Raw genomic sequence first — 26,832 nt, 5'->3', positions numbered from 1 at the left:
GCAGGGATACGGGCGCGAACTCGTCGGCGCCGTCAGCGCGGCGAGGTCCGGCCCCGGCGGGCACCGGAGCCGGACCGCAGTGCATGCGCCGGGTGGGTCCGGCCGATCTGCAGCCGGTCGGACTCACCTCGCCATCCGGCGAAGCCGTCCCCCTCGGGCCGAACCCCGACCGTGACCCGCGCCCACCGGGGAAGCGGTTCCGGCTCGCGTTCCGCGGTGCCACGATCGAAGCACCAGCGGCACAGAGCATACTGGCCGCCCCTGGCCGGCTCGGCACCTTCCGACCACTCAAGTCACTTCGTGGCCTGCGCAGTTGCCCGACTAGCCGGCCGGCTGACCCAGGTGCGTCGGCGCGAACATCCGCAGGAGCGCCGGGAGTACGACCACCGACGGGCCCGGGGTGCCGAGCGCCTTCGCCAGGTCCTCCTCCAGGGTTTCCGGGGTCGTGCGCACCCCCGGCACGCCGAAGGACTCGGCGAGGGCGACGTAGTCGGGGCGGGTGAGTTCCGTCGCCGTCGCCTGGCCGAAGGCGTCCGTCATGTACTCGCGGAGGATGCCGTAGCCGCCGTCGTCGACGATCAGCCAGGTGACGTTCAGGTCGTACTGCCTCGCCGTAGCCAGCTCCGCGATCGAGTACAGGGCGCCGCCGTCGCCCGACACCGCCAGGACCGGGCGCGTCGGGTCCGCCGCCGCCGCGCCCAGGGCCGCCGGGAAGCCGTAGCCGAGGCCGCCCGCGCCCTGGGCCGAGTGCATGGTGTTCGGGCCCTGCGCGTCGAACGCGGACCAGGCCCAGTAGGCCAGGATCGTCATGTCCCAGAAGGACGGGGAGCCGGCGGGCAGGGCGCGGCGCACCGATGCCAGCACGTTCTGCTCCAGGGTCAGGTCCTGGGACGCGATGCGCTCGGCGACGCGGGCCAGGAGGTCCCGTACCCGCTCGGGCGCCGAGGCGTCCGCGCGCTCCTCCACCGTCTCCAGCAGCGCCTGGAGGGCGAGGCGGGCGTCCGCGTGGATGCCGAGGGCCGGGTGGTTGGACTCCAGTTTGCCGAGGTCCGCCTCGATCTGGATCACTCGGCCCCGGGGCCTGAACGTGTGGTAGTTGGAGGACAGTTCACCGAGGCCCGAGCCGACCACCAGCAGGACGTCCGCGTCCTCCAGGAAGTCCGTCGTGTGCCGGTCCTCCAGCCAGGACTGCAACGACAGGGGGTGGTGCCAGGGGAACGCGCCCTTGCCGCCGAAGGTCGTCACGACCGGCGCCTGGAGCTTCTCGGCCAGCCGGCGCAGCTTGCCCGACGCGTCCGCGCGGACGACCCCGCCGCCCGCGATGATCGCCGGGCGGGCGGCGCGGGAGAGCAGGTCGGCCGCCACCGCCGTCAGTTCGGGGCGCGGGACCAGGTCGTCCGGGGTCGCGTCCATCGCGGTCACCACGGGCAGCGAGGTCTCGGCCAGCAGGACGTCCTGCGGGATCTCCACCCACACCGGGCCGTGCGGGGCCGTCAGGGCCGACTTCCAGGCCGCGGCGAGGGCGGAGGGGATCTGGGAGGGGGTGCGGACCGTGTGGACCGACTTCACCACGCCCCGGAACGAGGCCGCCTGGTCCGGGAGTTCATGGAGGTAGCCGTGCCGGCCGCCGCCCAGGCCCGCCGTCGGGACCTGGCTGCTGATAGCCAGCACCGGCGCGCTGGCCGCCGCAGCCTCCTGGAGCGCGGCCAGTGACGTCAGCGCGCCCGGACCCGTCGAGAGCAGCAGCGGTGCCGCCTCGCCCGTGATCCTGCCGTACGCGTCCGCCGCGAAGCCCGCGTTGTTCTCGACCCGCAGGCCCACATAGCGCAGGGAGGAGCGGCGGAGCGCGTCGAACATGCCGAGGGCGTGCTGGCCTGGGAGGCCGAAGACGGTCGTCGCGCCCAGCCCGGCCAGCGTCTCCACGACCAGGTCTCCGCCGTTGCGCCCCGGGGGAGGGTTCAGGGCGGCGGTGATCTGCGCCGGCGTCGGGCGGAGTACCAGGTCGTGGTCGTGGGTCACTTCGCTTCCGCGTCCTTCCGGGCCGCCGCGATCTGGCGGCTCATGATGGTGGTCAGTTCGTACGCCGTGTGGGAGGCGGCGACCGAGGTGATCTCGGCGTGGTCGTAGGCCGGGGCGACCTCGACGACGTCCGCCGAGACCAGGTTGCAGCCGGCCAGGCCGCGCAGGATCTCCAGCAGCTCGCGGGAGGTCATGCCGCCCGCCTCCGGGGTGCCGGTGCCGGGCGCGTGGGCCGGGTCGAGGCAGTCGATGTCGATGGAGATGTACAGCGGGCGGTCGCCGATGCGCTGGCGGAGCTGGTCGGCCACCTCGTCGGCACCCCGGCGGTAGATGTCGGCGGAGGTGACGATGCCGAAGCCCATCTTCTCGTCGTCCGTGAGGTCCTGCTTGCCGTACAGCGGGCCGCGGGTGCCGACGTGGGACAGGGCGGAGGTGTCGAGGATGCCCTCCTCGACCGCGCGGCGGAACGGGGTGCCGTGCGTGTACTCGGCGCCGAAGTAGGTGTCCCAGGTGTCCAGGTGGGCGTCGAAGTGGAGCAGGGCGACCGGGCCGTGCTTCTTCGCCACCGAGCGCAGCAGCGGCAGGGCGATGGTGTGGTCGCCGCCGAGGGTCATCAGACGGGCGCCGGTGCCGAGCAGGTCGTCGGCGGCGGCCTCGATGGTCTCGACGGCCTCGTTGATGTTGAACGGGTTCACGGCGATGTCGCCGCCGTCCGCGACCTGGGCGAGGGCGAACGGGGAGGCGTCCTGCGCCGGGTTGTACGGGCGCAGCAGCCGGGACGCTTCGCGGATGGCGTTGCCGCCGAAGCGGGCGCCCGGCCGGTACGAGACGCCGGAGTCGAACGGCACGCCCACGACGGCGACGTCGGCGGTGCCGACCTCGTCCAGGCGGGGCAGCCGGGCGAAGGTCGCGGGGCCGGCGTACCGCGGGATGCGGGAGGAGTCGACGGGGCCGCGGGGCGTCTCGTTGCTGCTCATGGTGAAATGCCTTCTTTCCAGCGCTTCATCGCGCTTGTACTGCTTTCCCTATGACTCTACTGGTGAGCCGGGACCGGTTCGGACGGGAGTTCGGAGGAGCGTCCGGCGAGGCGCTCGCGCCAGGTGGCGAGGACCGTCTCGTCGGTGGGCCTCGTGGCCAGGGAGACGGCGACGTAGGCCGCGAGGGAGGCCAGCAAACCGTAGTAGACGGGCTCGTTGGCGAGGATGCCGTAGCCGGCCATCAGACCGATGACCGCGAGGCCGCCGACGATCACCGAGGCCAGCGCGCCCTGGACCGTGCCGCGCTTCCACAGCAGGCCGCCCAGGATGGGCACGAGCAGCCCGCCGACGAGGAGGTTGTACGCCACGGTGAGCGCCTCGACCACGTTGTTCAGAGCGATCGCCGTGCCGATCACGGCGAGGCCCATGACCAGGATGAACGCGCGGTTGCCCCTGACCTCGTCGTGGTCCTCGCCGTCCCGTCGCACGGCCCCGCGCAGACGGGACCAGATGTCGTTGTTGGCGACCGTGGCGCAGGCGATCAGGGCGCCGGAGGACGTCGACATCACGGCGGCGAGGGCGGCGGCCAGGACCAGTCCGCGCACGCCGACGGGGAGTTCGTCCTTGACGATGGTGGCGAAGGCGTCGTCGGGGCTGCCCAGCTTGGGGTAGAGCACCTTGGCGGCCGTGCCGATCACCGCGCCGGCCAGGGCGTAGGCCAGACAGTAGGTTCCGGCCACCGTGCCGCCCCACTTGGCGGTCTTGTCGCTGCGGGCGGTGAACACGCGCTGCCAGATGTCCTGGCCGATCAGCATGCCGAACGTGTAGATGAGCACGTAGGTGAAGATCGTCTCGCCGCCGATGCCGAGCGGGTCGAAGTACCCGGTCGGCAGCTTGGCCTTCATCTCGGAGAAGCCGCCCGCCTTGACGACCGCGATCGGCAGGAGGAGGAGCAGCACGCCGATGGTCTTGACGACGAACTGGACCATGTCGGTCAGGGTGATGGACCACATGCCGCCGAGGGTCGAGTAGGCGACGACGATCGAGCCGCCGAGGATGATCGCGACCGTGCGGTTCATGTCGAAGAGCACGTCGAAGATCGTGGCGTAGGCGATGGTGGAGGTCACCGCGAGCATGAGGGTGTACGCCCACATGACCACGCCGGAGATCACGCCGGCCCGGCCGCCGTAGCGCAGGTCGAGCATCTCGGAGACCGTGTACACCTTCAGGCGGGCGATCCGGGCCGAGAAGAAGACGGAGAGGGCGAGCAGACCGAGACCGATGGTGAAGACCATCCAGGCGCCGGAGAGGCCGTACTGGTAACCGAGGCCCACGCCGCCGATGGTGGAGGCACCGCCGAGGACGATCGCCGCCATGGTGCCGGAGTACATGGCGGGCCCGAGTCGGCGGCCGGCCACCAGGAACTCGCTCTTGGACCTGGCGCGGCGCATGCCCCACCAGCCCATGGCGAGCATGCCGGCGAGATAGACGACGATCACTGTGTAGTCGACGGCCATGGGGCCCTCCTTCGCGCACTGTCCGGTGGCGTGTCGTGCAGGTGCTTCGGGGATGTGTCGGCAGCGGCTCGCGGGGACATCCGCCCGTACCCGCGGCTGCCGTGCCCCTTGAGGCTAGGTGGCCGGAAAGCGACTGCGAAGTGTACGTTTCATCCATATGAACGGGGCGGGATGGAGGGAACGCACACCATGCCGGAGACGACCGCCCCAGCGGTCCCACCGACCCCACCGGTCACGCTCCAGGCGCTGCTGGCCCGCGACGACCTGGCCCTGCGGCAGATCGCCGGGCCGACGGACCCGGGGATCGTGATCCACTGGGCGCACACCTCGGAGATGGCCGACCCCTACCCCTACCTCCTGGGCGGCGAGCTGCTGCTCACCGCCGGGGTGCACATCCCCGAGGCGGCGGGCTCGGGCACCTACTTCGACGACTACGTCTCCCGGATCGTGGCGGCGGGCGGCGCGGCCCTCGGCTTCGGGGTGGCCCCCGTGCACGACACGGTCCCGCGCGCCCTGGTCGCCGCCTGCGACCGGTACGGGCTGCCGCTGCTGGAGGTCCCGCCGCAGACCACGTTCTCCGGGGTGGCCCGGGCGGTCTGGCAGCTGATGGCACAGGCCCGGCTGGCCGAGCTGCGCCGGGTCACCGAGGCGCAGCAGAGTCTGGCGGCCGCCGCCTCCCGGCCCGATCCGGTTCCCTCGGTGCTGCGCCAGCTCGCCCAGCGGCTGGGCGGCCGGGCGGTGCTCTACGGCCCCGACGGCACGGAGATCGCGGGGGCGGGCCGGGAGACACCGGAGGGTGCCCGGACGGCACTGGCGGAGCTGGCGGGGGTGGTCAGGCACCCGGCCGCTGCTCCGCCGACCGCCGCCCCCGCCCGACCGCACGCCGCGACGGCCTCTCACCCCGGCCGACCGCAGCCGGCCCCTCCCCCGCCGACCGCTCCCCGCGGCCGGCCGCACCCGACCCCTTCCGCACCGAGCACGCCGAGCACGCCGAGCGCACCGGCCGCCCGTCCGCACCCCACCTCCGCCACCGACACCCACGGCGCCACCCACCTCGCCGTCTACGCCCTCGGGGCCGGGGAAGGGTTCGTGCTCGGGGTGGCCGCGCCCCGGCGGGACCCCGGTGATCACACCATCGCCTCCGTCGCCGCCGTCCTGCTGGCCCTGCTGACCGGTGAGCACCAGAGCGGGGCCGGGGCGGCCCGGTCCTCCGCGCTCGTCCGGCTGCTGCTCGGCGCCCCGCCCGAGGAGGTGGCGCCACTGCTCGGCACCGGGCAGTGGCTCGTGGTGCACGCGCGGCCGGAGGCCCAGGCCCCGGACGCGGTCGCCGCCTCCGCGCTGGGCGCCGCCCTGGGTTCGCCCCTGGTCGACCTCGCCCGCGACGTCGTACGGGTACTGGTGCCGGCGGACCGGGAACCGGAGCCGCAGCCCGGCTGGACGCTCGGGGTGAGTGCCGCGGCCGGGCCCCCGGAGTGGCCGGCCGCCGACACCCAGGCCGCCCGAGCCCTCGCCCGGGCCCGTGCCACCCGCACCCCGCTGGTCCGGCACGCGGCCCGGCCGGCGCTCGCGGACCTGGTGCCGCCGGCCGACGCCGAGACCCACGCCCGTACGCTGCTCGCCCCCCTCGCGGGACAGCCCGCGCTCGCCGACACCCTGCGCACCTGGCTGTCCCTGCACGGCAGTTGGGACCGTACGGCGGTGGCGCTGGACGTGCACCGCAACACCGTGCGGCAGCGGATCGCCCGCTGCGCCGCCCTGTTGGCCGCCGACCTGGACGACCCGGACGTGCGCATGGAGTTGTGGTTCGCGCTGCGCCGTGACTGACGGCGACCGTGCGTGACCGCCGTCCCAGCGTTCGGTATGCCGAGGACGCGCGCCGCGCACTGCCCCACAATGGGAGGCATGCCGATATCCGGGACCCCCAGCCGCGCCCAGCTCGTCGACCACCTGGTGCGCACGCGTATCGCGGGGGACGTCGCCACGCCCCGCGAGAACAACCTCTCCCACTACCGTCAGCTCGCCAACGGTGTCCGCAACTACTGGCTCGGCCTGGAACTCGGCGACCGCTGGACGGACGAGCAGGACGTGCTCGCGGTCATGGCCGAGCGGGTGGGCGTCAACGACGACCCGGAGTACCGGTACGGGCAGGACACCATCGACCCCGAGTTGACGGTGGACGCCCTCGACCGCATGGCGGCACGGCTGCGCAAGGCGGCCGAGGACCGGCAGCGGGTGCTGTTCGCGACCGGGCACCCGGGCGGTCTGCTGGACGTCCACCGGGCCACGGCCGCCGCGCTTCGCGCCGCCGGCTGCGAGATCGTCGTCATCCCGGACGGGCTGCGGACGGACGAGGGCTACGTGATGCAGTTCGCGGACGTGGCCGTGCTGGAGCACGGGGCGACCCTGTGGCACACCCACTCCGGTGAACCGATGCGGGCCATCCTGACGGGACTTGGGCGGGAGGGGCGCCCGCTGCCGGACCTGGTGGTCGCCGACCACGGCTGGGCCGGGTACGCGGGACAGCACGGCGTCGACTCCGTGGGGTACGCCGACTGCAACGACCCGGCGCTGTTCCTCGCCGAGGCCGAGGGCACCGTGCAGGTCGTCGTCCCGCTCGACGACCATGTGGTGAGCCCGCGTCACTACGACCCGATGACGGCGTACCTGCTCGCCGCGGCGGGCCTGGTCTGACGTCGCGTCACGCCTGTCACTGATGTTCTGTCAACGACGAGGTGCGGCCCCGTAGGCCGGGGCCGCACGTCGTCAGTTCCTGGTCGGCTCAGTGACCGCCGCCACCGCCACCGCCGCCGTGGCCACCGCCACCGCCGCCGTGACCGCCACCGCCGCCGCCGTGGCCGCCACCGCCGCCGCCGTGGCCGCCGCCACCGCCGCCGTGGCCGCCACCGCCGCCGTGGCCTCCGCCACCGCCGTGGTCGCCGCCGTAGCCGCCGTGGTCACCGCCGTAGCCGCCGTGGTCGCCGCCGTAGCCGTTGTCGTCGTCATCGTCGCCCCAGTTCCAGCTGTAGGAACTGTGGTCGGTGTGGGTCGAGGCAGAGGCGGTTCCGGCGGTGCCGATCGCGGCTCCGCCGGCCAGCAGCAGACCGCTGGCGGAAATCGCGACAAGACGCCTCGCGCGCTGTGATCGCATGGGAATACCTTCCATCTCCATCGTCTCTCACGGCTCCCTGGGGGAGGCGCGAGGTGGATGGCCGTCGCCGCTGCGAAAGGGGAAGAATGCGGCGCGGTCTTCAAATGTCGCCGCAGCCAGTTGGAACCGAACGGTGCCGGGCACCTCACACACCGGGTCTGCCGGGCATGCCGTTCACTGCGGCCTTCACTCAGAGAGCCTAATCCCACATAGGTCACGCGTCATCTCGGAGAGCGCCCCTGTCACAGCCGTCTCGGCACGCGGACAACGCCCTCCTGGATGACCGAGATGGCGAGCCGCCCGTCCTGGGTGTAGATGCGGGCCTGGCCGAGGCCCCGGCCGCCGTGCGCGGACGGTGACTCCTGGTCGTACAGCAACCATTCGTCGGCCCGGAAGGGGCGGTGGAACCACATCGCGTGGTCCAGAGAGGCGCCGACGACGTCCCCGACGGCCCAGCCGCCGCGCCCGTGCGCGAGCAGCACGGAGTCGAGCAGGGTCATGTCGGAGACGTAGGTGGCGAGGACGACGTGCAGCAGGGGATCGTCATCGAGCTTGCCGTTGGTGCGGAACCACACCTGGGAGTGCGGCTCCCGCGGCTCGCCGTACCGCCCGTACGGCGGCTCGTCCACGTATCTGAGGTCGATCGCCTCGCGCGCCTCAAGGAACCGTTCCACGACGTCGGGGGCGAGGTGGCCGTAGCCGCGCAGCCGCTCCTGGGAGGTCGGCAGGGTCGCCGGGTCGGGCGCGGCGGGCATGGGCGCCTGGTGCTCCAGCCCGTCCTCGTACACCTGGAAGGACGCCGACAGGTGGAAGATCGGCTTGCCGTGCTGGACGGCGACCACCCGGCGGGTGGTGAAGGACCGGCCGTCACGGATGCGGTCCACGGTGTAGACGATCGGCGCGCCCGGGTCGCCGGGGCGCAGGAAGTACGCGTGCAGGGAGTGGGCGGGCCGGTCCACGGGGACCGTCCGCCCGGCGGCGACCAGCGCCTGTGCCGCGACCTGCCCGCCGAAGACGCGGGGGACGACGGCGGAGCGGGACCGGCCGCGGAAGATGTCCTCCTCGATCTGCTCCAGGTCGAGCAGATCGAGGAGATCCTGGAGTGCCTGGCTCATGGTGTGCAGTTGTACCGGCCAGTGATCGCGCGTCGGTGTCCGGGGCCTTACAGGCCCATGTCCTTGGCGATGATCGTCTTCATGATCTCGCTGGTACCGCCGTAGATGCGGTTGACGCGGTTGTCCGCGTACAGGCGGGCGATCGGGTACTCGTTCATGTAGCCGTAGCCGCCGTGGAGCTGGAGGCAGCGGTCGATCACGCGGTGGGCGACCTCGGTGCAGAAGAGCTTCGCGGAGGCGGCCTCGGCGGGGGTGAGCTCACCGGCGTCCAGCGCCTCCAGGGCGCGGTCGGCGACGGCCTCGGCGGCGTCCACCTCGGCCTGGCAGGCGGCCAGCTCGAACTTGGTGTTCTGGAAGTGGGCGACCGGCTTGCCGAAGACGGTGCGCTCCTGCACGTACTGCTTGGCGAACCGGACGGCGGCCTTGGCCTGGGCGTAGGCGCCGAAGGCGATGCCCCAGCGCTCGGAGGCCAGGTTGTGGCCGAGGTAGTAGAAGCCCTTGTTCTCCTCGCCGAGCAGGTCCTCGACCGGGACCTTGACGTCGACGAAGGCCAGCTCTGCGGTGTCGGAGGTGCGCAGGCCCAGCTTGTCCAGCTTGCGGCCGATGGAGTAGCCCTCGGACTTGGTGTCCACGGCGAACAGGGAGATGCCGTGACGGCGGTCCTCGGCGGTCGGCGCGGCCGTGCGGGCACAGACGATCACCTTGTCGGCGTGCACACCGCCGGTGATGAAGGTCTTGGCGCCGTTGAGGACGTAGTGCGTGCCGTCCTCGGAGAGCTTGGCGGTGGTCTTCATGCCCGCGAGGTCGGAGCCGGTGCCCGGCTCGGTCATCGCGATGGCCCACATCTCCTCGCCGGTGACGAACTTCGGCAGGTAGCGCTTCTTCTGCTCGTCGGTGGCGAGCATCTTGATGTAGGGCAGGGCGAGCAGCACGTGCACGCCGGAACCGCCGAACTGCACGCCGGCGCGGGCGGTCTCCTCGTAGAGGACGGCCTCGAACTTGTGGGTGTCCAGGCCCGCGCCGCCGAACTCCTCGGGCACGCTGATGCCGAAGATGCCCAGCTCGCCGAGCTTGTAGTAGAAGTCGCGCGGCGCCTGGCCGGCGGCGAACCACTCGTCGTACACCGGCACGACCTCGGCCTCGATGAAGGCGCGAAGGGTCTCCCGGAACGCCTCGTGATCCTCGTTGAACACCGTACGGCGCACGCCGCCACCTCCACGTACCTGACATCGGGCATGTCTAAGCGCTTGCTCACTCAACCGTACCGGCGAGTACGGAATCCCGTCCAGGGGGGTTCCGCCGTAACGCTCGTCACGCTCCCCCGAGGGGCGGGGCCGAGCCGGACGTCCGTCTCGCAGCCGACGTCCTGCCGGTGTTCCACGGCGCCCCGCCGGTACCGCAAGCCGCAGCCGGACAGCGTGCCGCGCACGGGTCCGGTGACCCTGACGCGGCGTGCTCACCCCGTACTCGGCGCCCACCCGCGCGTGCGCGCAGCCGACGCGGAACGACGCCCGCGCCGACAGGGCGATGGCGTCGCCCCGCGCGCAGTCCCCCGTCCGGTCACCCCCGGCGGCAGCCGTCAGCGTCGCCGCCACGGCGAGCGCGGCCGGCCCCCGCGGCACTCCCGAACCCGTCACTCCCCCGGCCGTGTCGGTCGCCACGGCTCCCCCCTCCATCGGCACAGGGGGCCGCAGATCATGCCGCTGACCTGCGCGAACAGCGGGGCCGGGCTACCGCTCGCCCGCCGCCTCGAACGCGCCCCGCGCCATGCGGTGCAGCAGGGCCGCCGTCGTGCCCCGGCCGGGGAGCGTGCCGGCGCGCCCGAGGTGGGGGGTGGAGTTGAGCAGGCCGAAGACCGAGTGGACGGCCGAGCGGGCGGCCGGTTCGGTCAGGCCCGGGTACACCGCGCGGACCACCTCCACCCACAGCTCCACGTACTGCCGCTGGAGCTGCCGCACCAGCTTGCGGTCGCTGTCCCGCAGGCGGTCAAGCTCGCGGTCGTGCAGGGTGATCAGCGGGCGGTCGTCCAGGGCGAAGTCGATGTGGCCCTCGATCAGGGAGTCGAGGATGCGGGTCGCGGGGACCCCGTCGGCCTCCGCCAGCCGGCGCTTGGCCCCGGTCAGCAACTGCCCGCTGATGCCGACCAGCAGTTCGGCGAGCATCGCGTCCTTGCCCGGGAAGTGCCGGTAGAGGCCGGGGCCGCTGATGCCGACCGCGGCGCCTATCTCGTCGACCCCGACGCCGTGGAACCCGCGCTCGGCGAACAGCCGGGCGGCCTCCTTGAGGATCTGCTCGCGGCGGGTGGGGGCGTCGGTTCTGGTGACCATGCAGCCAATTCTAGACAGCGAGGTTAGCGGTCGTTAACCTGGTGGCAATGGTTAACGCTCATTAACAGGTTCGATCACCGGTGAGGGGAACCGCAGGATGCACGAGGCACCGGAGCTCCAGAGCGCGGCAGATCCCGCGTCGGAGGCCTGGCGGGCCAATGAACAGGCGCATCTCGCCCTGGTGGAGGAGCTGCGCGCCAAACTGGCCGCGGCGGCCCTCGGCGGCGGCGAGAAGGCACGGGCCCGGCACACCGCGCGCGGCAAGCTGCTGCCGAGGGACAGGGTGGACACACTGCTCGACCCGGGCTCGCCCTTCCTGGAGCTGGCCCCGCTCGCGGCCGACGGGATGTACGAGGGACAGGCCCCGGCCGCCGGGGTGATCGCCGGGATCGGCCGGGTCAGCGGGCGCGAGTGCGTGATCGTCGCGAACGACGCCACGGTCAAGGGCGGCACGTACTACCCGATGACGGTGAAGAAGCACCTCCGCGCCCAGGAGGTGGCCCTCGACAACCGGCTGCCGTGCGTCTACCTGGTCGACTCCGGCGGGGCCTTCCTGCCGATGCAGGACGAGGTCTTCCCGGACCGGGACCACTTCGGGCGGATCTTCTACAACCAGGCCCGGATGTCCGGCGCGGGCATCCCGCAGATCGCGGCCGTGCTCGGCTCCTGCACGGCCGGCGGGGCGTACGTCCCGGCGATGAGCGACGAGGCGGTGATCGTGCGCGGTCAGGGCACGATCTTCCTGGGCGGCCCGCCCCTGGTGAAGGCGGCCACCGGCGAGGTCGTCACGGCGGAGGAGCTGGGCGGCGGCGAGGTCCACTCCCGGGTGTCCGGGGTCACCGACCACCTCGCCGAGGACGACGCGCACGCCCTCAGGATCGTCCGGAACATCGTCGCCACGCTCCCGGTCCGGCAGTCGCCGCCCTGGGAGGTCGCACCCGTCACCGAGCCGAAGGTGGACCCCTACGGGCTCTACGGCGCGGTCCCCGTCGACTCCCGCACCCCCTACGACGTCCGCGAGATCATCGCGCGCGTCGTCGACGGCTCCCGGTTCGCCGAGTTCAAGAGCGAGTTCGGGCAGACCCTGGTCACCGGCTTCGCGCGCATCCACGGCCACCCGGTCGGGATCGTCGCCAACAACGGCATCCTGTTCTCCGAGTCCGCCCAGAAGGGCGCCCACTTCATCGAACTGTGCGACCAGCGCGGCATCCCGCTGGTGTTCCTCCAGAACATCTCCGGCTTCATGGTCGGCAAGGACTACGAGGCCGGCGGCATCGCCAAGCACGGCGCCAAGATGGTGACCGCGGTCGCCTGCACGCGCGTGCCGAAGCTGACGGTGGTCGTCGGCGGCTCGTACGGCGCGGGCAACTACTCGATGTGCGGCCGGGCCTACTCGCCCCGCTTCCTGTGGATGTGGCCGGGCGCCAAGATCTCCGTCATGGGCGGCGAGCAGGCCGCGTCCGTGCTGGCGACCGTCAAACGGGACCAGCTGGAGGCGCGCGGGGAGTCCTGGCCCGCCGAGGACGAGGAGGCGTTCAAGGCGCCGATCCGCGCGCAGTACGAACGCCAGGGCAACGCCTACTACGCCACCGCCCGGCTCTGGGACGACGGCGTCATCGACCCGCTGGAGACCCGTCAGGTGCTGGGCCTCGCCCTGACGGCCTGCGCCAACGCGCCCCTGGGAGACCCCCAGTTCGGCGTCTTCCGGATGTGAGGAGGGGAACCGTGTTCGACACAGTGCTGGTGGCCAACCGGGGCGAGATCGCCGTACGCGTCATCCGTACGCTCCGCTCGCTGGGCGTGCGCTCGGTGGCGGTCTTCTCCGACGCCGACGCCGACGCGCGGCACGTCCGGGCGGCCGACACGGCGGTACGGATCGGTCCGGCGCCGGCCGCCGAGAGCTATCTGTCGGTGGAGCGGCTGCTGGAGGCCGCCGCCCGCACCGGCGCCCAGGCCGTCCACCCCGGCTACGGCTTCCTCGCGGAGAACGCGGGCTTCGCGCGCGCCTGCGAGGAGGCGGGGCTGGTGTTCATCGGCCCGCCGGCGGACGCCATCGCGCTCATGGGCGACAAGATCCGCGCCAAGGAGACGGTGCAGGCGGCCGGGGTGCCGGTGGTGCCGGGCGGCCGCGACCCCGAACTGGCCGAGGCCGCCCGCGCGCTGGGCGCTCCTGTGCTGCTGAAGCCGTCGGCCGGGGGCGGCGGCAAGGGCATGCGGCTGGTGCGGGACATGACCGTGCTGGAGGAGGAGATCGCCGCCGCGCGCCGCGAGGCCCGCGCCTCCTTCGGCGACGACACCCTGCTGGTGGAGCGGTGGGTCGACCGGCCCCGGCACATCGAGATCCAGGTGCTGGCCGACGGCCACGGCAACGTGGTCCACCTGGGCGAGCGCGAGTGCTCCCTCCAGCGGCGCCACCAGAAGATCATCGAGGAGGCGCCGAGCGTGCTCCTCGACGAGCGGACCCGGGCCGCGATGGGCGAGGCGGCCGTACAGGCGGCCCGCTCGTGCGGGTACCGGGGCGCGGGCACGGTGGAGTTCATCGTGCCGGGCGGCGACCCCTCGCAGTACTACTTCATGGAGATGAACACCCGCCTCCAGGTGGAACACCCGGTCACCGAACTCGTCACCGGGCTCGACCTGGTGGAGTGGCAGCTGCGGGTGGCCGCCGGGGAGCCGCTGGCCTTCGCGCAGCAGGACCTGCGGCTGACCGGCCACGCGGTGGAGGCCCGGATCTGCGCGGAGGACCCCGCGCGCGGGTTCCTGCCGTCCGGCGGCACGGTCCTGCTGCTGAACGAACCGCAGGGCGACGGCGTGCGCACCGACTCCGGGCTCACCGAGGGCACCGAGGTGGGCAGCCTGTACGACCCGATGCTGTCCAAGGTGATCGCGTACGGCCCCGACCGGGAGACGGCGCTCCGCAAGCTCCGCTCGGCACTCGCGCAGACGGTCACGCTCGGCGTGCAGACCAACGCGGGCTTCCTGCGCCGGCTGCTCGCGCACCCGGCGGTCGTCGCGGGCGAGTTGGACACGGGCCTGGTCGAGCGCGTCGTGGACGACCTGGTCTCCACGGACGTGCCCGAGGAGGTGTACGAGGCGGCGGCGGCCGTACGCCTGGAGCGGCTTCAGCCGCGTACGGAGGGCTGGGTCGACCCCTTCTCGGTGCCGAGCGGCTGGCGCCTCGGCGGCATTCCGAAGCCGCCCGCCTTCCATGTGCGGGCGCAGGACCCGGTGACGTACACGCCCCGGGGCACCCACACCGTCACCGGCGACCGTGTGACCGTCACCCTCGACGGCGTCCGGCACACCTTCCACCGGGCCGGGGACTGGATCGGCCGCGACGGGGACGCCTGGCAGGTGCGCGACCACGACCCGGTGGCCGCGTCGCTGAACCGCGCGGCCCACGCGGGTGCCGACTCGCTGACCGCGCCCATGCCCGGCACGGTGACGGTGGTCAAGGTGGCCGTCGGCGACGAGGTGGCCGCCGGGCAGAGCCTGCTGGTGGTGGAGGCGATGAAGATGGAGCACGTCATCTCCGCCCCGCACGCCGGCACGGTCGCCGAGCTGGACGTGACACCGGGCACGACGGTCGCCATGGACCAGGTGCTGGCGGTCATCGCCCCCAAGGAGGCGGAATGAGCGTCGACGGTCTGCCCATGGTCGTACCGGCCCCGGGCCTGCCCGCGCGGGTGCGGATCCACGAGGTCGGCGCCCGGGACGGGTTGCAGAACGAGAAGACGGCCGTGCCCACGGCGGTCAAGGCGGAGTTCATCCGGCGGCTGGCCGGCGCGGGCCTGACGACGATCGAGGCGACGAGCTTCGTGCACCCCAAGTGGGTGCCCCAACTCGCCGATGCCGAGGAGCTGTTCCCGCTGGTGAGCGACCTGCCCGGGGTGACCCTGCCGGTGCTGGTGCCCAACCGGCGCGGCCTGGACCGGGCGCTGGCCCTCGGCGCCGGGCGCGTCGCCGTGTTCGCCAGCGCCACGGAGTCCTTCGCGAAGGCCAACCTCAACCGCACGCTGGACGAGTCGCTCGCGGTGTTCGAACCGGTGGTGCGCGAGGCCAAGGACCGGGGCGTGCACGTGCGCGGCTATGTGTCCATGTGCTTCGGCGACCCGTGGGAGGGCGCGGTGCCGCCGCACCAGGTGGCCCGGGTCTGCACGGCCCTGCGGGACATGGGCTGTGACGAGCTGAGCCTCGGCGACACGATCGGCGTGGCCACGGCCGGCCAGGTGCGCGAACTGCTCGGGCTGCTGAACGACCGGGGCGTGCCGACGGAGGTGATCGGCGTGCACTTCCACGACACCTACGGCCAGGCGCTCGCCAACACCCTGGCGGCGCTCCAGCACGGCGTCACCACGGTCGATGCCTCCGCGGGCGGCCTCGGCGGCTGTCCGTACGCCAAGTCCGCCACCGGCAACCTCGCCACCGAGGACCTCGTCTGGATGCTGCACGGGCTCGGCATCGAGACGGGGGTCGACCTCGGCCGTCTGACCGCCACGAGCGTGTGGATGGCCGAACAGCTGGGCCGGCCCAGCCCGTCCCGTACCGTCCGCGCTCTCTCCCACAAGGACCAGTGATCAGCATGGACCACCGTCTCAGCCCCGAGCTGGAGGACCTCCGCCGTACGGTGGAGGAGTTCGCGCACGATGTCGTGGCGCCGAAGATCGGCGACTTCTACGAGCGGCACGAGTTCCCGTACGAGATCGTCCGGGAGATGGGCCGCATGGGCCTGTTCGGGCTGCCGTTCCCGGAGGAGTACGGCGGCATGGGCGGCGACTACCTGGCGCTCGGCATCGCGCTGGAGGAGCTGGCCCGCGTCGACTCGTCGGTGGCCATCACCCTGGAGGCGGGGGTCTCGCTGGGCGCGATGCCGCTGCACCTGTTCGGCACGGAGGAGCAGAAGCGGCAGTGGCTGCCCCGGCTGTGCACCGGCGAGATCCTGGGGGCGTTCGGCCTCACGGAACCCGACGGCGGCAGCGACGCGGGGGCGACCCGTACGACGGCCCGCCTCGACCCGGACACCGACGAGTGGGTGATCAACGGCACCAAGTGCTTCATCACGAACTCGGGCACGGACATCACGGGGCTGGTGACCGTCACCGCCGTCACCGGACGCAAGCCGGACGGCCGGCCGGAGATCTCGGCGATCATCGTCCCGTCGGGCACGCCGGGGTTCACGGTGGCGGCGCCCTACTCGAAGGTCGGCTGGAACGCGTCGGACACCCGTGAGCTGTCGTTCACCGACGTCCGGGTCCCGGCCGCCAACCTCCTGGGCGAACAGGGCCGTGGCTACGCCCAGTTCCTGCGCATCCTGGACGAGGGCCGCATCGCCATCGCGGCCCTGGCGACGGGCCTGGCCCAGGGCTGCGTGGACGAGTCGGTGAAGTACGCCAAGGAACGCCGCGCCTTCGGCAAGCCCATCGGGGCCAACCAGGCGATCCAGTTCAAGATCGCCGACATGGAGATGAAGGCCCACACCGCCCGCCTCGCCTGGCGCGACGCCGCCAGCCGTCTGGTGGCCGGTGAACCCTTCAAGAAGGAGGCGGCCCTGGCCAAGCTCTACTCCTCCACGGTCGCCGTCGACAACGCCCGCGAGGCCACCCAGATCCACGGCGGCTACGGCTTCATGAACGAGTACCCGGTGGCCCGCATGTGGCGCGACTCCAAGATCCTGGAGATCGGCGAGGGCACGAGCGAGGTCCAGCGGATGCTGATCGCCCGCGAACTGGGCCTGGTGAGCTGACCGGGCCCCCGCCCCCGCCGCACACGGGACCGACAGCACCCGGCTGTCGGTCCCCTGCCATGTGTGCGGCCGGCGCGCAGGACGCGCACCGCCAACTCCGGGCCGGCTGGGAGTCGTCCACGACGCGCGCACCGGGTGAACGGGCAGGTACCCGCCCCCTGGACATCAGCTGAGGTTAGGCTAACCTACCTTCGAACTTGTCCGGCGGGCGCTCCGCCCCGTTCGAAAGCAGTCATACCCATGCCCCATGCCCGTGTCACCCACCTCACTCGCCGTGGCCTGCTCGCCGCCGGCGGCGCCCTCGGACTCGGTGCCGCGCTCGCCGCCTGCGGGGACGACAAGGGCAAAGACGGCGGCTCCGGCACGGAGGCGAAGGCCGGCGCGTCCGGGCCCTGGTCGTTCAAGGACGACCGCGGCACGACCGTGAAGCTGGACAAGGTCCCCGCGAACATCGTCGCGTTCACGGGTGTCGGCGCCGCGCTGTACGACTACGGCATCCAGGTGAAGGGCGTCTTCGGCCCGACGAAGACCACCGCCGGCAAGCCCGATGTGCAGGCCGGTGACATGGACATCAGCAAGGTGACGGTCCTCGGCAACACCTGGGGCCAGTTCAGCGTCGAGAAGTACGCCTCCCTCGCCCCGGACGTGCTCATCTCCACGATGTTCGACGACGCCGGCACCCTCTGGTACGTCCCCGAGGAGTCGAAGAAGAAGATCGCCCAGCTGGCTCCCAGCGTCGGCATCTCCGTCTACGACCGCCAGCTCACCGAGCCGCTGCAGCGCATGTGGGACCTCGCCGAGTCGCTCGGCGCGGACATGAAGGCCGCCGAGGTCACCGACGCCAGGAAGCGGTTCGAGAACGCCGCCGCCCGGCTGCGCGCCGCCGCCAAGGCCAAGCCCGGCATCAAGGTGATGGCGGGCAGCGCCAGCGACCAGCTCTTCTACGTCTCCGGCACCAACCTCTCCATCGACCTGGAGTACTTCAAGGCCCTCGGCGTGAACTTCGTGGAGCCGCCGGAGAGCGCCAAGAAGCAGGGCGGTGGCTGGTACGAGTCGCTGAGCTGGGAGAACGTCGACAAGTACCAGGCCGACATCATCATGATGGACGACCGCACCTCGGCGATCCAGCCCGCCGACATCACCAAGGCCACCTGGAAGAAGCTGCCCGCGGTGAAGGCGGGTCAGGTCATCCCCCGGTCCCCCGAGCCGATCCTGTCGTACGACAAGTGCGTGCCGCTGCTGACGAACCTGGCGGAAGCCCTGGAGAAGGCCAAGAAGGTCAGTTGACCCGTAAGCACCACTGACAAAGTCCTGACCCCCACCCTCAGGAGCTCCATATGACGACGGCCGTAGCCGCCCCGTTCCGTTTCTTCGCCCTCCAGGTCGTACGGACGAGGCGGCTCGGTCCGTCTCTGGTCCGGGTCACCTTCGGCGGCGCCGATCTGCACGCCTTCCACTCGGACGGGCGGGACCAGTCCCTGTCGCTCTTCCTGCCGCACCCCGGGCAGAGCGAACCCGTGGTCCCGCTGGAGCTGGGCGAGGGCTGGTGGCAGGGATGGCGGGAACTCCCGGACGACGTGCGGGCGGTGATGCGCTCGTACACGCTCCGGGCACTGCGCCGCGACCCCGACGAGATCGACATCGACTTCGCCCTGCACGGCGTGGAGCCGGGTGCCGCCGCGCCCGCCGGCCCCGCCTCCCGCTGGGCCGCGCGCGCCGCCGCAGGTGACCGGGTGCTGCTGCTCGGCCCGGCCGTCGCCGACAACCGGGCGATCCGGTTCCGTCCGCCCGAGGACACCGGTCCCGTCGTGCTGTGCGGCGACGAGACCGCCGTGCCCGCCGCGACCGCGATCCTCGAAGCCCTCCCCGCCGGCACCCGGGCCCGGGCCTGGCTGGAGGTGCCCCACGCCGGAGACATCCAGGACGTGCGCACGGAGGCGGACGCGGAGATCACGTGGCTCGTACGGCACGACGGGTCCCCCATGGCCGTCGACGCCGTACGAGCCGCCCCCCTGCCGGACGCCGAGCGGGCGTACGTGTGGATCGCCGGTGAGTCCGGTCAGGTGAAGGCGCTGCGGCGGCACTTCGTCGGTGAGCGCGGGGTGGACCGGCGGCGCGTCACCTTCGTCGGCTACTGGCGGCAGGGGATGACGGAGGAACAGCTCCGCGCCGCGGAACAAACCTGACCCTTCGTGACATCGGCCACGGGTCACGGCATGCCCTGACCCGTAGAATTTAGGTTAGGCTAACCTAAGTTGATCTCGCACGGACCGTCCCCTCGGAGGACCCCCACATGCGCTCGCACCTGCTCAATGGCCTCACCGCGGAGCACTACCGCCGCTCCGTGACCGAAGGAGTCGAGCGGGTGGCGGCCAAACTCGCCACCACCGACCGTCCGTTCACCGGCATCACCGTGGACGCCCTCTCCCCCGCCATCGACGCGATCGACCTCGACCGCCCGCTGGGCGACACCTTCGCCGTGCTGGACGAACTGGAGGACGTCTACCTCCGGGACGCGGTCTACTTCCACCACCCCCGCTACCTCGCCCACCTCAACTGCCCGGTCGTCATCCCGGCGGTACTCGGCGAAGCCGTGCTCTCCGCGGTCAACTCCTCGCTGGACACCTGGGACCAGTCGGCCGGCGGCACCCTCATCGAGCGCAAGCTCATCGACTGGACGGCCGCCCGTATCGGCCTCGGCCCGGCCGCCGACGGCGTCTTCACCTCCGGCGGCACCCAGTCCAACCTCCAGGCGCTGCTGCTGGCCCGGGAGGAGGCCGGGCCAGGGCGGGAAGGAGGCGACTCGCTCGGCCGGCTGCGCGTGTTCGCCTCCGAGGTCAGCCACTTCAGCGTCAGGAAGTCCGCGAAACTGCTCGGGCTCGGGCCGGACGCCGTCGTCACCGTCCCCGTCGACCACGACAAGCGCATGCAGACGGTCGCCCTCGCCCATGAGCTGGAGCGCTGCCGGCAGGACGGCCTGATCCCCATGGCCGTCGTCGCCACCGCCGGCACCACCGACTTCGGCTCCATCGACCCGCTCCCGGAGATCGCCGGGCTGTGCGCCCAGTACGGCGTCTGGATGCACGTCGACGCGGCCTACGGCTGCGGCCTGCTCGCCTCCCTGAAGTACCGGGACCGGATCGACGGCATCGAACGCGCCGACTCGGTCACCGTCGACTACCACAAGTCCTTCTTCCAGCCGGTCAGTTCGTCCGCCGTACTGGTCCGGGACGCGGCCACCCTGCGGCACGCCACCTACCACGCGGAGTACCTCAACCCGCGCCGCATGGTGCAGGAACGCATTCCCAACCAGGTCGACAAGTCCCTCCAGACCACCCGCCGCTTCGACGCCCTCAAACTGTGGATGACGCTGCGCACGATGGGCGCCGACGGCATCGGCCGGCTCTTCGACGAGGTCTGCGACCTGGCCCGGGAGGGCTGGAAGCTGCTCGTGGCCGACCCCCGTTACGACGTCGTCGTCGAGCCCAGCCTCTCCACCCTCGTCTTCCGCTACATCCCCGCGGCCGTCACCGACCCGGCCGAGACCGACCGCGCCAACCTCCACGCCCGCAAGGCCCTGTTCGCCTCCGGTGACGCCGTGGTCGCGGGCACCAAGGTGGGCGGCCGCCACTACCTGAAGTTCACCCTGCTCAACCCCGAGACACAGACGGCCGACATCGCCGCCGTCCTCGATCTGATCGCCGGCCACGCCGAGCAGTACCTGGGAGAGTCCCTTGACCGCGCGTCCTGAAGCCCACGGCAAGACCTACGACTTCGTGGGGATCGGGCTCGGCCCCTTCAACCTCGGTCTCGCCTGCCTCACCGAGCCGATCGCCGAACTGGACGGCGTCTTCCTGGAGTCCAAGCCCGACTTCGAGTGGCACGCCGGCATGTTCCTGGACGGCGCCCACCTCCAGACCCCGTTCATGTCGGACCTGGTCACCCTGGCCGACCCGACCTCGCCGTACTCCTTCCTCAACTACCTGAAGGAGAAGGGCAGACTGTACTCGTTCTACATCCGCGAGAACTTCTACCCGCTGCGGGTCGAGTACGACGACTACTGCCGCTGGGCCGCGAACAAACTGAGCAGCGTCCGCTTCGGCACCACGGTCACCGAGGTGACGTACGAGGACGAGCGGTACGTCGTCCGCACCGGCGCCGGGGACACCTACCGGGCCCGGCACCTGGTCCTCGGCACCGGCACGGTCCCTTTCGTGCCGCAGGCGTGCCAGGGGCTGGGCGGCGACTTCCTGCACACCTCCCAGTACATGCACCGCAAGGCGGAGCTGCTGGAGAAGAAGTCCATCACGATCGTCGGCAGCGGCCAGAGCGCGGCCGAGATCTACCACGAACTCCTCGCCGGGATCGACGTCCACGGCTACCGGCTCAACTGGGTCACCCGCTCCCCGCGGTTCTTCCCGCTGGAGTACACCAAACTGACCCTGGAGATGACCTCCCCGGACTACGTCGACTACTTCCGGGCGCTGCCCGAGGAGACCCGCTACCGGCTGGAGAAGCAGCAGAAGGGCCTGTTCAAGGGCATCAACTCGGACCTCATCGACGCGATCTTCGACCTGCTGTACCAGAAGAACGTCGAGAGCGGCGACCGCCCGGTCCCCACCCGGCTGCTCACCAACTCCACGCTGCGCACGGCGACGTACCAGGACGGCACGTACACCCTCGGCTTCCACCAGGACGAGCAGGGCAAGGACTTCGAGATCCGCAGCGAGGGCCTGGTCCTGGCCACCGGCTACCACTACACCCCGCCGGCGTTCCTCGCCCCGGTCCAGGACCGGCTCCGCTTCGACGGCCACGGCCGCTTCGACGTCGCCCGCAACTACTCCGTGGACGTCACCGGCCGCGGGGTCTTCCTCCAGAACGCCGGCGTCCACACCCACAGCATCACCAGCCCCGACCTGGGCATGGGCGCGTACCGGAACGCGTACATCATCCGGGAACTGCTCGGCACGGAGTACTACCCGGTGGAGAAGACCATCGCCTTCCAGGAGTTCGCGGTATGACCGGCACGACCCTGACCTTCACGTTCCGTCCCGTCGACCCGCTCACCGACGCCGAGCTGCTGCACTCCTGGGTCACCCATCCCAAGGCGGCCTTCTGGATGATGCAGGACGCGCGGCTGGAGGACGTCGAGCGCGCCTACATGGAGATCGCGGCGGACGAGCACCACCACGCCCTGCTCGGGCTGCGCGACGGCACGCCCGTCTTCCTGACGGAGACGTACGACCCTGCGCACCGGGAGCTGGCCGGGCTGTACGAGCCACTGCCGGGCGATGTCGGGATGCACTTCCTGACCCCGGCCACCGACACCCCCGTGCACGGCTTCACCAGGGCCGTCATCACCGCCGTCATGGCCCGTCTCTTCGAGGACCCGGCGGTGCGGCGGGTCGTCGTCGAGCCGGACGTCCGCAACACGGCGGTGCACGCCCTGAACGCGGCCGTCGGGTTCGTGCCCGAGCGGGAGATCGACAAGCCGGAGAAGCGGGCGCTGCTGAGCTTCTGCACCCGCGAGCAGTTCGAGAAGGCGGTGACCATATGACCCTCGCCGACGCCGTGGCCCATCTGTCCCCCGAGCGCTGGGCGACCGCCAACCGGCTGCTGCTGCGCAAGGCGCTCGCCGAGTTCGCGCACGAGCGGCTGATCACGCCCGAGGAGGACGGCGGCCGGTACGTCGTCCGCAGCGACGACGGGCTCACCACCTACCGGTTCAGCGCCGTGCGGCGGGCCCTCGACCACTGGGAGATCGACCCCGGCTCCCTCACCCGGCACCGCGAAGGCACCGAACTCCCGCTGGCCGCCCTGGACTTCTTCATCGAGCTGAAGGAGTCGCTGGGGCTGAGCGACGAGGTCCTGCCGGTCTACCTGGAGGAGATCTCCTCCACCCTCTCGGGCACCTGCTACAAGCTCACCAAGCCCCGCGTGACCTCGGCCGAGCTGGCGCGGAGCGGCTTCCAGGCGATCGAGACCGGGATGACCGAGGGCCATCCGTGCTTCGTCGCGAACAACGGACGGCTCGGCTTCGGCGTCCACGAGTACCTGTCGTACGCGCCGGAGACGGCGAGCCCGGTGCGGCTGGTGTGGCTGGCCGCGCACCGCTCGCGGGCCGCGTTCACGGCCGGTGCCGGGATCGAGTACGAGTCGTTCCTGCGGGCGGAGCTGGGCGAGAAGACGGTGGAGCGGTTCCGTGCCGTCCTCACCGACCGGGGCCTGGACCCCGCCGACTACCTGTTCATGCCGGTCCACCCCTGGCAGTGGTGGAACAAGCTCAGCGTCACGTTCGCCGCCGAGGTGGCCCGCCAGTATCTGGTCTGCCTGGGCGAGGGCGACGACGAGTACCTGGCCCAGCAGTCGATCCGCACCTTCTTCAACACCAGCGACCCGCACAAGCACTACGTGAAGACCGCCCTGTCGGTCCTCAACATGGGCTTCATGCGCGGTCTGTCCGCCGCCTACATGGAGGCGACCCCGGCCATCAACGACTGGCTGGCCCAGCTGATCGACAGCGACCCGGTGCTGAAGTCGACGGGCCTGTCCATCATCCGGGAGCGGGCCGCCGTCGGCTACCGGCACCTGGAGTACGAGCGGGCCACCGACCGCTACTCGCCGTACCGCAAGATGCTGGCCGCGCTGTGGCGGGAGAGCCCGGTGTCCTCGCTGCGGGACGGCGAGACCCTGGCCACCATGGCCTCGCTGCTGCACGTGGACGACGAGGGCGCCTCCTTCGCGGGCGCCCTGATCGAACGCTCGTGCCTGGCCCCCACCGAGTGGCTGCGGCAGTACCTGCGGGCCTACTACACCCCGCTGCTGCACAGCTTCTACGCCTACGACCTGGTGTTCATGCCGCACGGCGAGAACACGATCCTGGTGCTGCGGGACGGGGCCGTGCGGCGGGCGGTCTACAAGGACATCGCCGAGGAGATCGCCGTCATGGACCCGGACGCGGCCCTGCCGCCCGAGGTGCGGCGGATCCGCGTCGAGGTCCCCGAGGACAAGAAGCTGCTGTCCGTCTTCACGGACGTCTTCGACTGCTTCTTCCGCTTCCTCGCCGCCCGCCTCGCCGCCGAGGGCATCCTGGAGGAGGACGGCTTCTGGCGCACGGTCGCCGAGGTCACCCGCGAGTACCAGGAGGCGAATCCGCACCTGGCGGACAGGTTCCGCCAGTACGACATGTTCGCCCCCGAGTTCGCGCTGTCCTGCCTGAACCGTCTCCAGCTGCGCGACAACAGGCAGATGGTGGACCTCGCCGACCCGTCCGGCGCGCTCCAGCTCGTCGGCACCCTGAAGAACCCGATCGCCGGGTTCTGACGGCACCGCGGACGACGGGCACAGACCTGACGGGCACCCCGGAGTACGGTCCTGCGGGGTGCCCGTCGGCTTCCGGTCAGCGGGCCGGCCAGGGCACCTGGGGTGAGCGGTAGTAGCGGATGCCGAGGGCGTCCCAGCGGGGACCCTGGGCCGCCAGCCGGACCCGGTAGGCGTTCCAGTCGTGGCCGGCCGCCGGTGACCAGCCCAGCTCGGCCGCGCCGGCGAGCCGCGGGAACGCCATGTACTCGATCTCGGCGGTGTCCGTCACGTTCTCCGTCCACAGGGGTGCCTCGACGCCCCGGACCGCCGAGGCCGGCACCCCGGTGAGATAGGCGCCCGGATCCCAGTCGTACGACCGCTTCACCTCCACCAGGCCCGCCCAGTCCGCGCCGGGGCCGGTGTTCCGCGTGTACTTCATGTCGAGGTAGGTCCGGTCGGCCGGGGACAGGATCAGGCCCGTGCCGTTCCGGGCGGCCTCGGCTACCTGTGCCTTCTCCGCCGCGCTGGTGTCGTCCAGGCCCCAGTACTGGGCGAGGGCGCCCTTCGCCGGGTGCGCGCCGGTGAGCTGGTGCCAGCCGATGACCGTCTTGCCGTAGCGGGCGACGACCGGCTGCACCCGGTCCATGAACGTCACGTAGTCCGCGTGGCTGGTGGAGTGCGCCTCGTCGCCGCCGATGTGCAGGTAGCGGCCGGGGGTGAGGGCGGCCACCTCCCGGACGACGTCGTCCACGAAGTCGTAGGTGGCCTCCTTGGGCACGCACAGCGAGCTGAAGCCGACCTCGGTCCCGGTGTACAGCGGGGGTGCCACGCCGTCGCAGTTGAGCCGGGCGTAGGAGGCGAGGGCCGCGTTGGTGTGGCCGGGCATGTCGATCTCGGGCACGACCTCCAGGTAGCGGGAGGCCGCGTACCGCACGATCTCCCGGTAGTCGGCCTTGGTGTAGTGGCCGCCCGGGCCGCCGCCGACCTGGGTGGAGCCGCCGTAGGAGGCCAGGCGCGGCCAGGAGTCGATCGCGATGCGCCAGCCCTGGTCGTCGCTGAGGTGCAGATGCAGCTCGTTGACCTTGTAGAGCGCCAACTGGTCGATGTAGCGCTTGACTTGGGCGACCGTGAAGAAGTGCCGGGAGACGTCGAGCATGGCGCCCCGGTAGGCGTAGCGGGGGCGGTCCCGGACGGTGCCGCCGGCGATCGGCCAGGGGCCGGGCTGGACGGTCCTCTTCTCGACGGCCGCCGGGAGGAGCTGGCGCAGGGTCTGGACGCCGTGGAAGAGGCCGGCGGGGGTGCGCGCGGTGAGGGTGACTCCGCCCGCGCCGCTGTGCAGGCGGTAGCCCTCGGCGCCGAAGTCGCCCTGCTCCAGGGAGAGTCGGATGCCGCCGGTGCCGTGGTCGGTGACCGGCAGCGGATAGCCGGTGGCCGGGCGCAGCAGGCCGGCCAGGTAGCCGCCGATGCGGCGGACCCCGGCGGATCCGTCGACGCGGATGCGGGTGTCACGGGTGATGCGGTACGGCGTTCCGCCGGGCGTCACCGACGCCGGGGCCGGGACCACCCGGTCCAGGGGTGTCGGGGCGGCGGCCTGCGCCGTGCGGTCCGCGCCGAGGGTGACGACGCCGGCCGCCGCGAGCAGCAGCAGGGAACCGAGGACGTGGGACAGGCGGGGAGTCGTGCCGTGGTTCCGTCTCACAAGCGCTCCCTCCGGAAGGGGGTGACCGTCAGACTTGGTCGAGACCACTGTCCCGCAGATCGGGTGGAACAATCCCCGCATGGCGGAAATCATCCAGAAGGACGGTACTTGGGCCTTCGACGGGGACGCCCTGCGCCTCACCCCGGGCCGGGACAAGAACGTGGGCCTGCTCCGCCGTGAGCTGGGCGAACTCATCGTGCCGCTCGGCGCTTTGGCCGGCGTCTCCTTCGAACAGGGCCGGAAGTCGGGGCGGCTCCGGCTGCGGCTGCGCGACGGCGCCGACCCGCTGCTGCACGCCACCGGGGGCCGGCTCGCCGAGCCGCACGACCCGTACCAGCTGACGGTGGAGCCCGACCGGTACGGCGTCGCCGAGTACGTCGCCGACGAGGTGCGCAACGCCCTGCTGCTGGACGGGGTGCCGCCGGAGCCGGTCGACGGGTATCTGCTGCCGGGCCCGTCCGTGCCGGTGTCCGCCTCGGCCGGGGACGGCACGGCGGGCTTCGACGGGGAGCGGGTGCGGCTGGAGTGGAACTGGAAGACCGAGGAGGCCAAGGCCTCCGCCGGGCCGCGCACGATCCCCCTCGCGGACATCACCGGCGTCGAGTGGCAGCCCGCGGCCGGCCTGGAGAACGGTCACCTGCGGTTCCTGGTGCGCGGCGCCCCGGTCACCGCGCCGCCCAAGTACGACCCGAACGCGGTCGAGCTGTGGGGCTTCAAGAGGGATCCGCTGATGGCCCTGGTCGCGGCGGCGGTGCAGGCGCGCCTGCCGCATCCTTCGGCGGCGGAGCCGGACGTACGGCAGGACGCTCCCCGGCCGGCCGGGGAGGGCGCCGGAGACCACCACGACGTGCTGCTGCGCCGGCTGCGCGAGCTGGGCGAGCTGCACCGCGACGGGGTGCTGACGGACGAGGAGTTCGCCCTGGCCAAGGGGGCGGTCCTCAAGCGCCTGTGACGAAGGCGCCGGGGACCGCCCGCTCGGCAGGCG

The 26,832-nt window shown here is 71.9% G+C and carries 21 protein-coding genes; 13 read left to right on the top strand and 8 right to left on the bottom strand.

The genetic code is table 11. The annotated features are described in order from the left end of the window. Positions 1-321: 321 nt before the first annotated feature. The 3 genes from C3492_RS03585 to C3492_RS03575 are packed head-to-tail and all read right to left on the bottom strand — an operon-like array spanning position 322 to position 4,513. Positions 322-2,019, bottom strand: a complete 1,698-nt coding sequence (locus C3492_RS03585; RefSeq protein ID WP_103810236.1) for a thiamine pyrophosphate-binding protein — start codon at positions 2,017-2,019, stop codon at positions 322-324. Next, positions 2,016-2,996, bottom strand: a complete 981-nt coding sequence (gene speB / locus C3492_RS03580; RefSeq protein WP_103810235.1) for an agmatinase — start codon at positions 2,994-2,996, stop codon at positions 2,016-2,018. Before speB ends, C3492_RS03585 begins: the two co-directional genes overlap by 4 nt. A gap of 56 nt (positions 2,997-3,052) precedes the next feature. Beyond that, on the bottom strand, positions 3,053-4,513 hold the full coding sequence (locus tag C3492_RS03575; RefSeq protein WP_103810234.1) for a sodium:solute symporter: 1,461 nt from the start codon (positions 4,511-4,513) through the stop codon (positions 3,053-3,055). A 189-nt stretch (positions 4,514-4,702) separates the two neighbouring features. On the opposite strand from C3492_RS03575, the gene C3492_RS03570 reads away from it, so the two are divergent. Both C3492_RS03570 and C3492_RS03565 read left to right on the top strand, forming a co-directional pair. Beyond that, entirely contained in the window at positions 4,703-6,337 is a 1,635-nt protein-coding gene (locus tag C3492_RS03570; protein WP_181140178.1) for a PucR family transcriptional regulator, read from the top strand. 78 nt (positions 6,338-6,415) lie between these two features. Beyond that, positions 6,416-7,204, top strand: coding sequence for a phosphatase (locus C3492_RS03565; RefSeq protein WP_103810232.1), 789 nt, complete (start codon positions 6,416-6,418; stop codon positions 7,202-7,204). An 88-nt stretch (positions 7,205-7,292) separates the two neighbouring features. Here C3492_RS03565 and C3492_RS44435 read toward each other — a convergent pair whose 3' ends face one another. From C3492_RS44435 to C3492_RS03545, 4 genes are all read right to left on the bottom strand, one after another. Then, complete coding sequence (locus tag C3492_RS44435) at positions 7,293-7,661, bottom strand: hypothetical protein (RefSeq protein ID WP_103810231.1); 369 nt, start codon at positions 7,659-7,661, stop codon at positions 7,293-7,295. A gap of 242 nt (positions 7,662-7,903) precedes the next feature. Then, positions 7,904-8,776, bottom strand: a complete 873-nt coding sequence (gene tesB / locus C3492_RS03555; protein WP_103810230.1) for an acyl-CoA thioesterase II — start codon at positions 8,774-8,776, stop codon at positions 7,904-7,906. Between the two features lie 47 nt (positions 8,777-8,823). After that, positions 8,824-9,981, bottom strand: coding sequence for an acyl-CoA dehydrogenase family protein (locus tag C3492_RS03550; RefSeq protein ID WP_103810229.1), 1,158 nt, complete (start codon positions 9,979-9,981; stop codon positions 8,824-8,826). A gap of 525 nt (positions 9,982-10,506) precedes the next feature. Next, positions 10,507-11,103 (bottom strand): TetR/AcrR family transcriptional regulator, encoded by a 597-nt coding sequence (locus C3492_RS03545; protein ID WP_103810228.1) that lies wholly within the window; start codon positions 11,101-11,103, stop codon positions 10,507-10,509. Between the two features lie 97 nt (positions 11,104-11,200). On the opposite strand from C3492_RS03545, the gene C3492_RS03540 reads away from it, so the two are divergent. From C3492_RS03540 to C3492_RS03495, 10 genes are all read left to right on the top strand, one after another. Continuing rightward, entirely contained in the window at positions 11,201-12,817 is a 1,617-nt protein-coding gene (locus C3492_RS03540; protein ID WP_103810227.1) for a carboxyl transferase domain-containing protein, read from the top strand. 11 nt (positions 12,818-12,828) lie between these two features. Beyond that, positions 12,829-14,739: a biotin carboxylase N-terminal domain-containing protein gene (locus C3492_RS03535; protein WP_103810226.1), complete on the top strand. Its 1,911-nt coding sequence runs from the start codon at positions 12,829-12,831 to the stop codon at positions 14,737-14,739. Then, positions 14,736-15,680 (top strand): hydroxymethylglutaryl-CoA lyase, encoded by a 945-nt coding sequence (locus C3492_RS03530; protein ID WP_103810225.1) that lies wholly within the window; start codon positions 14,736-14,738, stop codon positions 15,678-15,680. Before C3492_RS03535 ends, C3492_RS03530 begins: the two co-directional genes overlap by 4 nt. A 5-nt stretch (positions 15,681-15,685) precedes the next feature. Beyond that, a complete protein-coding gene (locus tag C3492_RS03525; protein WP_103810424.1) occupies positions 15,686-16,846 on the top strand; it encodes an acyl-CoA dehydrogenase family protein in 1,161 nt (386 codons plus the stop codon). Between the two features lie 240 nt (positions 16,847-17,086). Then, the gene (locus C3492_RS03520) at positions 17,087-18,133 is read left to right on the top strand and encodes an ABC transporter substrate-binding protein (protein WP_103810224.1); all 1,047 of its coding nucleotides are present in this window, start codon (positions 17,087-17,089) and stop codon (positions 18,131-18,133) included. A gap of 50 nt (positions 18,134-18,183) precedes the next feature. After that, the gene (locus tag C3492_RS03515; RefSeq protein ID WP_103810223.1) at positions 18,184-19,032 is read left to right on the top strand and encodes a siderophore-interacting protein; all 849 of its coding nucleotides are present in this window, start codon (positions 18,184-18,186) and stop codon (positions 19,030-19,032) included. A 107-nt stretch (positions 19,033-19,139) separates the two neighbouring features. Then, entirely contained in the window at positions 19,140-20,597 is a 1,458-nt protein-coding gene (desA, locus tag C3492_RS03510; protein ID WP_103810222.1) for a lysine decarboxylase DesA, read from the top strand. Then, entirely contained in the window at positions 20,581-21,867 is a 1,287-nt protein-coding gene (locus C3492_RS03505; RefSeq protein WP_103810221.1) for a lysine N(6)-hydroxylase/L-ornithine N(5)-oxygenase family protein, read from the top strand. The genes desA and C3492_RS03505 overlap by 17 nt, the downstream gene beginning before the upstream one ends. Next, on the top strand, positions 21,864-22,403 hold the full coding sequence (locus tag C3492_RS03500; protein ID WP_103810220.1) for a GNAT family N-acetyltransferase: 540 nt from the start codon (positions 21,864-21,866) through the stop codon (positions 22,401-22,403). Before C3492_RS03505 ends, C3492_RS03500 begins: the two co-directional genes overlap by 4 nt. After that, entirely contained in the window at positions 22,400-24,169 is a 1,770-nt protein-coding gene (locus C3492_RS03495; RefSeq protein ID WP_103810219.1) for an IucA/IucC family siderophore biosynthesis protein, read from the top strand. Before C3492_RS03500 ends, C3492_RS03495 begins: the two co-directional genes overlap by 4 nt. 76 nt (positions 24,170-24,245) lie before the next feature. Here C3492_RS03495 and C3492_RS03490 read toward each other — a convergent pair whose 3' ends face one another. Beyond that, complete coding sequence (locus C3492_RS03490; RefSeq protein ID WP_103810218.1) at positions 24,246-25,847, bottom strand: beta-N-acetylhexosaminidase; 1,602 nt, start codon at positions 25,845-25,847, stop codon at positions 24,246-24,248. A gap of 79 nt (positions 25,848-25,926) precedes the next feature. On the opposite strand from C3492_RS03490, the gene C3492_RS03485 reads away from it, so the two are divergent. Then, positions 25,927-26,799, top strand: a complete 873-nt coding sequence (locus C3492_RS03485; protein ID WP_103810217.1) for a DUF4429 domain-containing protein — start codon at positions 25,927-25,929, stop codon at positions 26,797-26,799. Positions 26,800-26,832 lie beyond the last annotated feature (33 nt).

The organism is Streptomyces sp. Ru62 (assembly GCF_002920615.1).
Classification (GTDB): Bacteria; Actinomycetota; Actinomycetes; order Streptomycetales; family Streptomycetaceae; genus Streptomyces.
This window is presented reverse-complemented; position numbering and strand designations above follow the sequence as displayed.

Bases quoted from the DNA above. Each gene is read 5' to 3' on its own strand.
- C3492_RS03565 (WP_103810232.1), top strand. From the start codon at position 6,416: ATGCCGATATCCGGGACCCCCAGCCGCGCCCAGCTCGTCGACCACCTG.
- C3492_RS03515 (WP_103810223.1), top strand. From the start codon at position 18,184: ATGACGACGGCCGTAGCCGCCCCGTTCCGTTTCTTCGCCCTCCAGGTC.
- C3492_RS03495 (WP_103810219.1), top strand. From the start codon at position 22,400: ATGACCCTCGCCGACGCCGTGGCCCATCTGTCCCCCGAGCGCTGGGCG.
- C3492_RS03570 (WP_181140178.1), top strand. From the start codon at position 4,703: ATGCCGGAGACGACCGCCCCAGCGGTCCCACCGACCCCACCGGTCACG.
- C3492_RS03520 (WP_103810224.1), top strand. From the start codon at position 17,087: ATGCCCCATGCCCGTGTCACCCACCTCACTCGCCGTGGCCTGCTCGCC.
- C3492_RS03530 (WP_103810225.1), top strand. From the start codon at position 14,736: ATGAGCGTCGACGGTCTGCCCATGGTCGTACCGGCCCCGGGCCTGCCC.
- C3492_RS03545 (WP_103810228.1), bottom strand. From the start codon at position 11,103: ATGGTCACCAGAACCGACGCCCCCACCCGCCGCGAGCAGATCCTCAAG.
- C3492_RS03575 (WP_103810234.1), bottom strand. From the start codon at position 4,513: ATGGCCGTCGACTACACAGTGATCGTCGTCTATCTCGCCGGCATGCTC.
- C3492_RS03500 (WP_103810220.1), top strand. From the start codon at position 21,864: ATGACCGGCACGACCCTGACCTTCACGTTCCGTCCCGTCGACCCGCTC.
- speB (WP_103810235.1), bottom strand. From the start codon at position 2,996: ATGAGCAGCAACGAGACGCCCCGCGGCCCCGTCGACTCCTCCCGCATC.
- C3492_RS03540 (WP_103810227.1), top strand. From the start codon at position 11,201: ATGCACGAGGCACCGGAGCTCCAGAGCGCGGCAGATCCCGCGTCGGAG.
- C3492_RS03525 (WP_103810424.1), top strand. From the start codon at position 15,686: ATGGACCACCGTCTCAGCCCCGAGCTGGAGGACCTCCGCCGTACGGTG.
- C3492_RS03485 (WP_103810217.1), top strand. From the start codon at position 25,927: ATGGCGGAAATCATCCAGAAGGACGGTACTTGGGCCTTCGACGGGGAC.
- C3492_RS44435 (WP_103810231.1), bottom strand. From the start codon at position 7,661: ATGCGATCACAGCGCGCGAGGCGTCTTGTCGCGATTTCCGCCAGCGGT.
- tesB (WP_103810230.1), bottom strand. From the start codon at position 8,776: ATGAGCCAGGCACTCCAGGATCTCCTCGATCTGCTCGACCTGGAGCAG.
- desA (WP_103810222.1), top strand. From the start codon at position 19,140: ATGCGCTCGCACCTGCTCAATGGCCTCACCGCGGAGCACTACCGCCGC.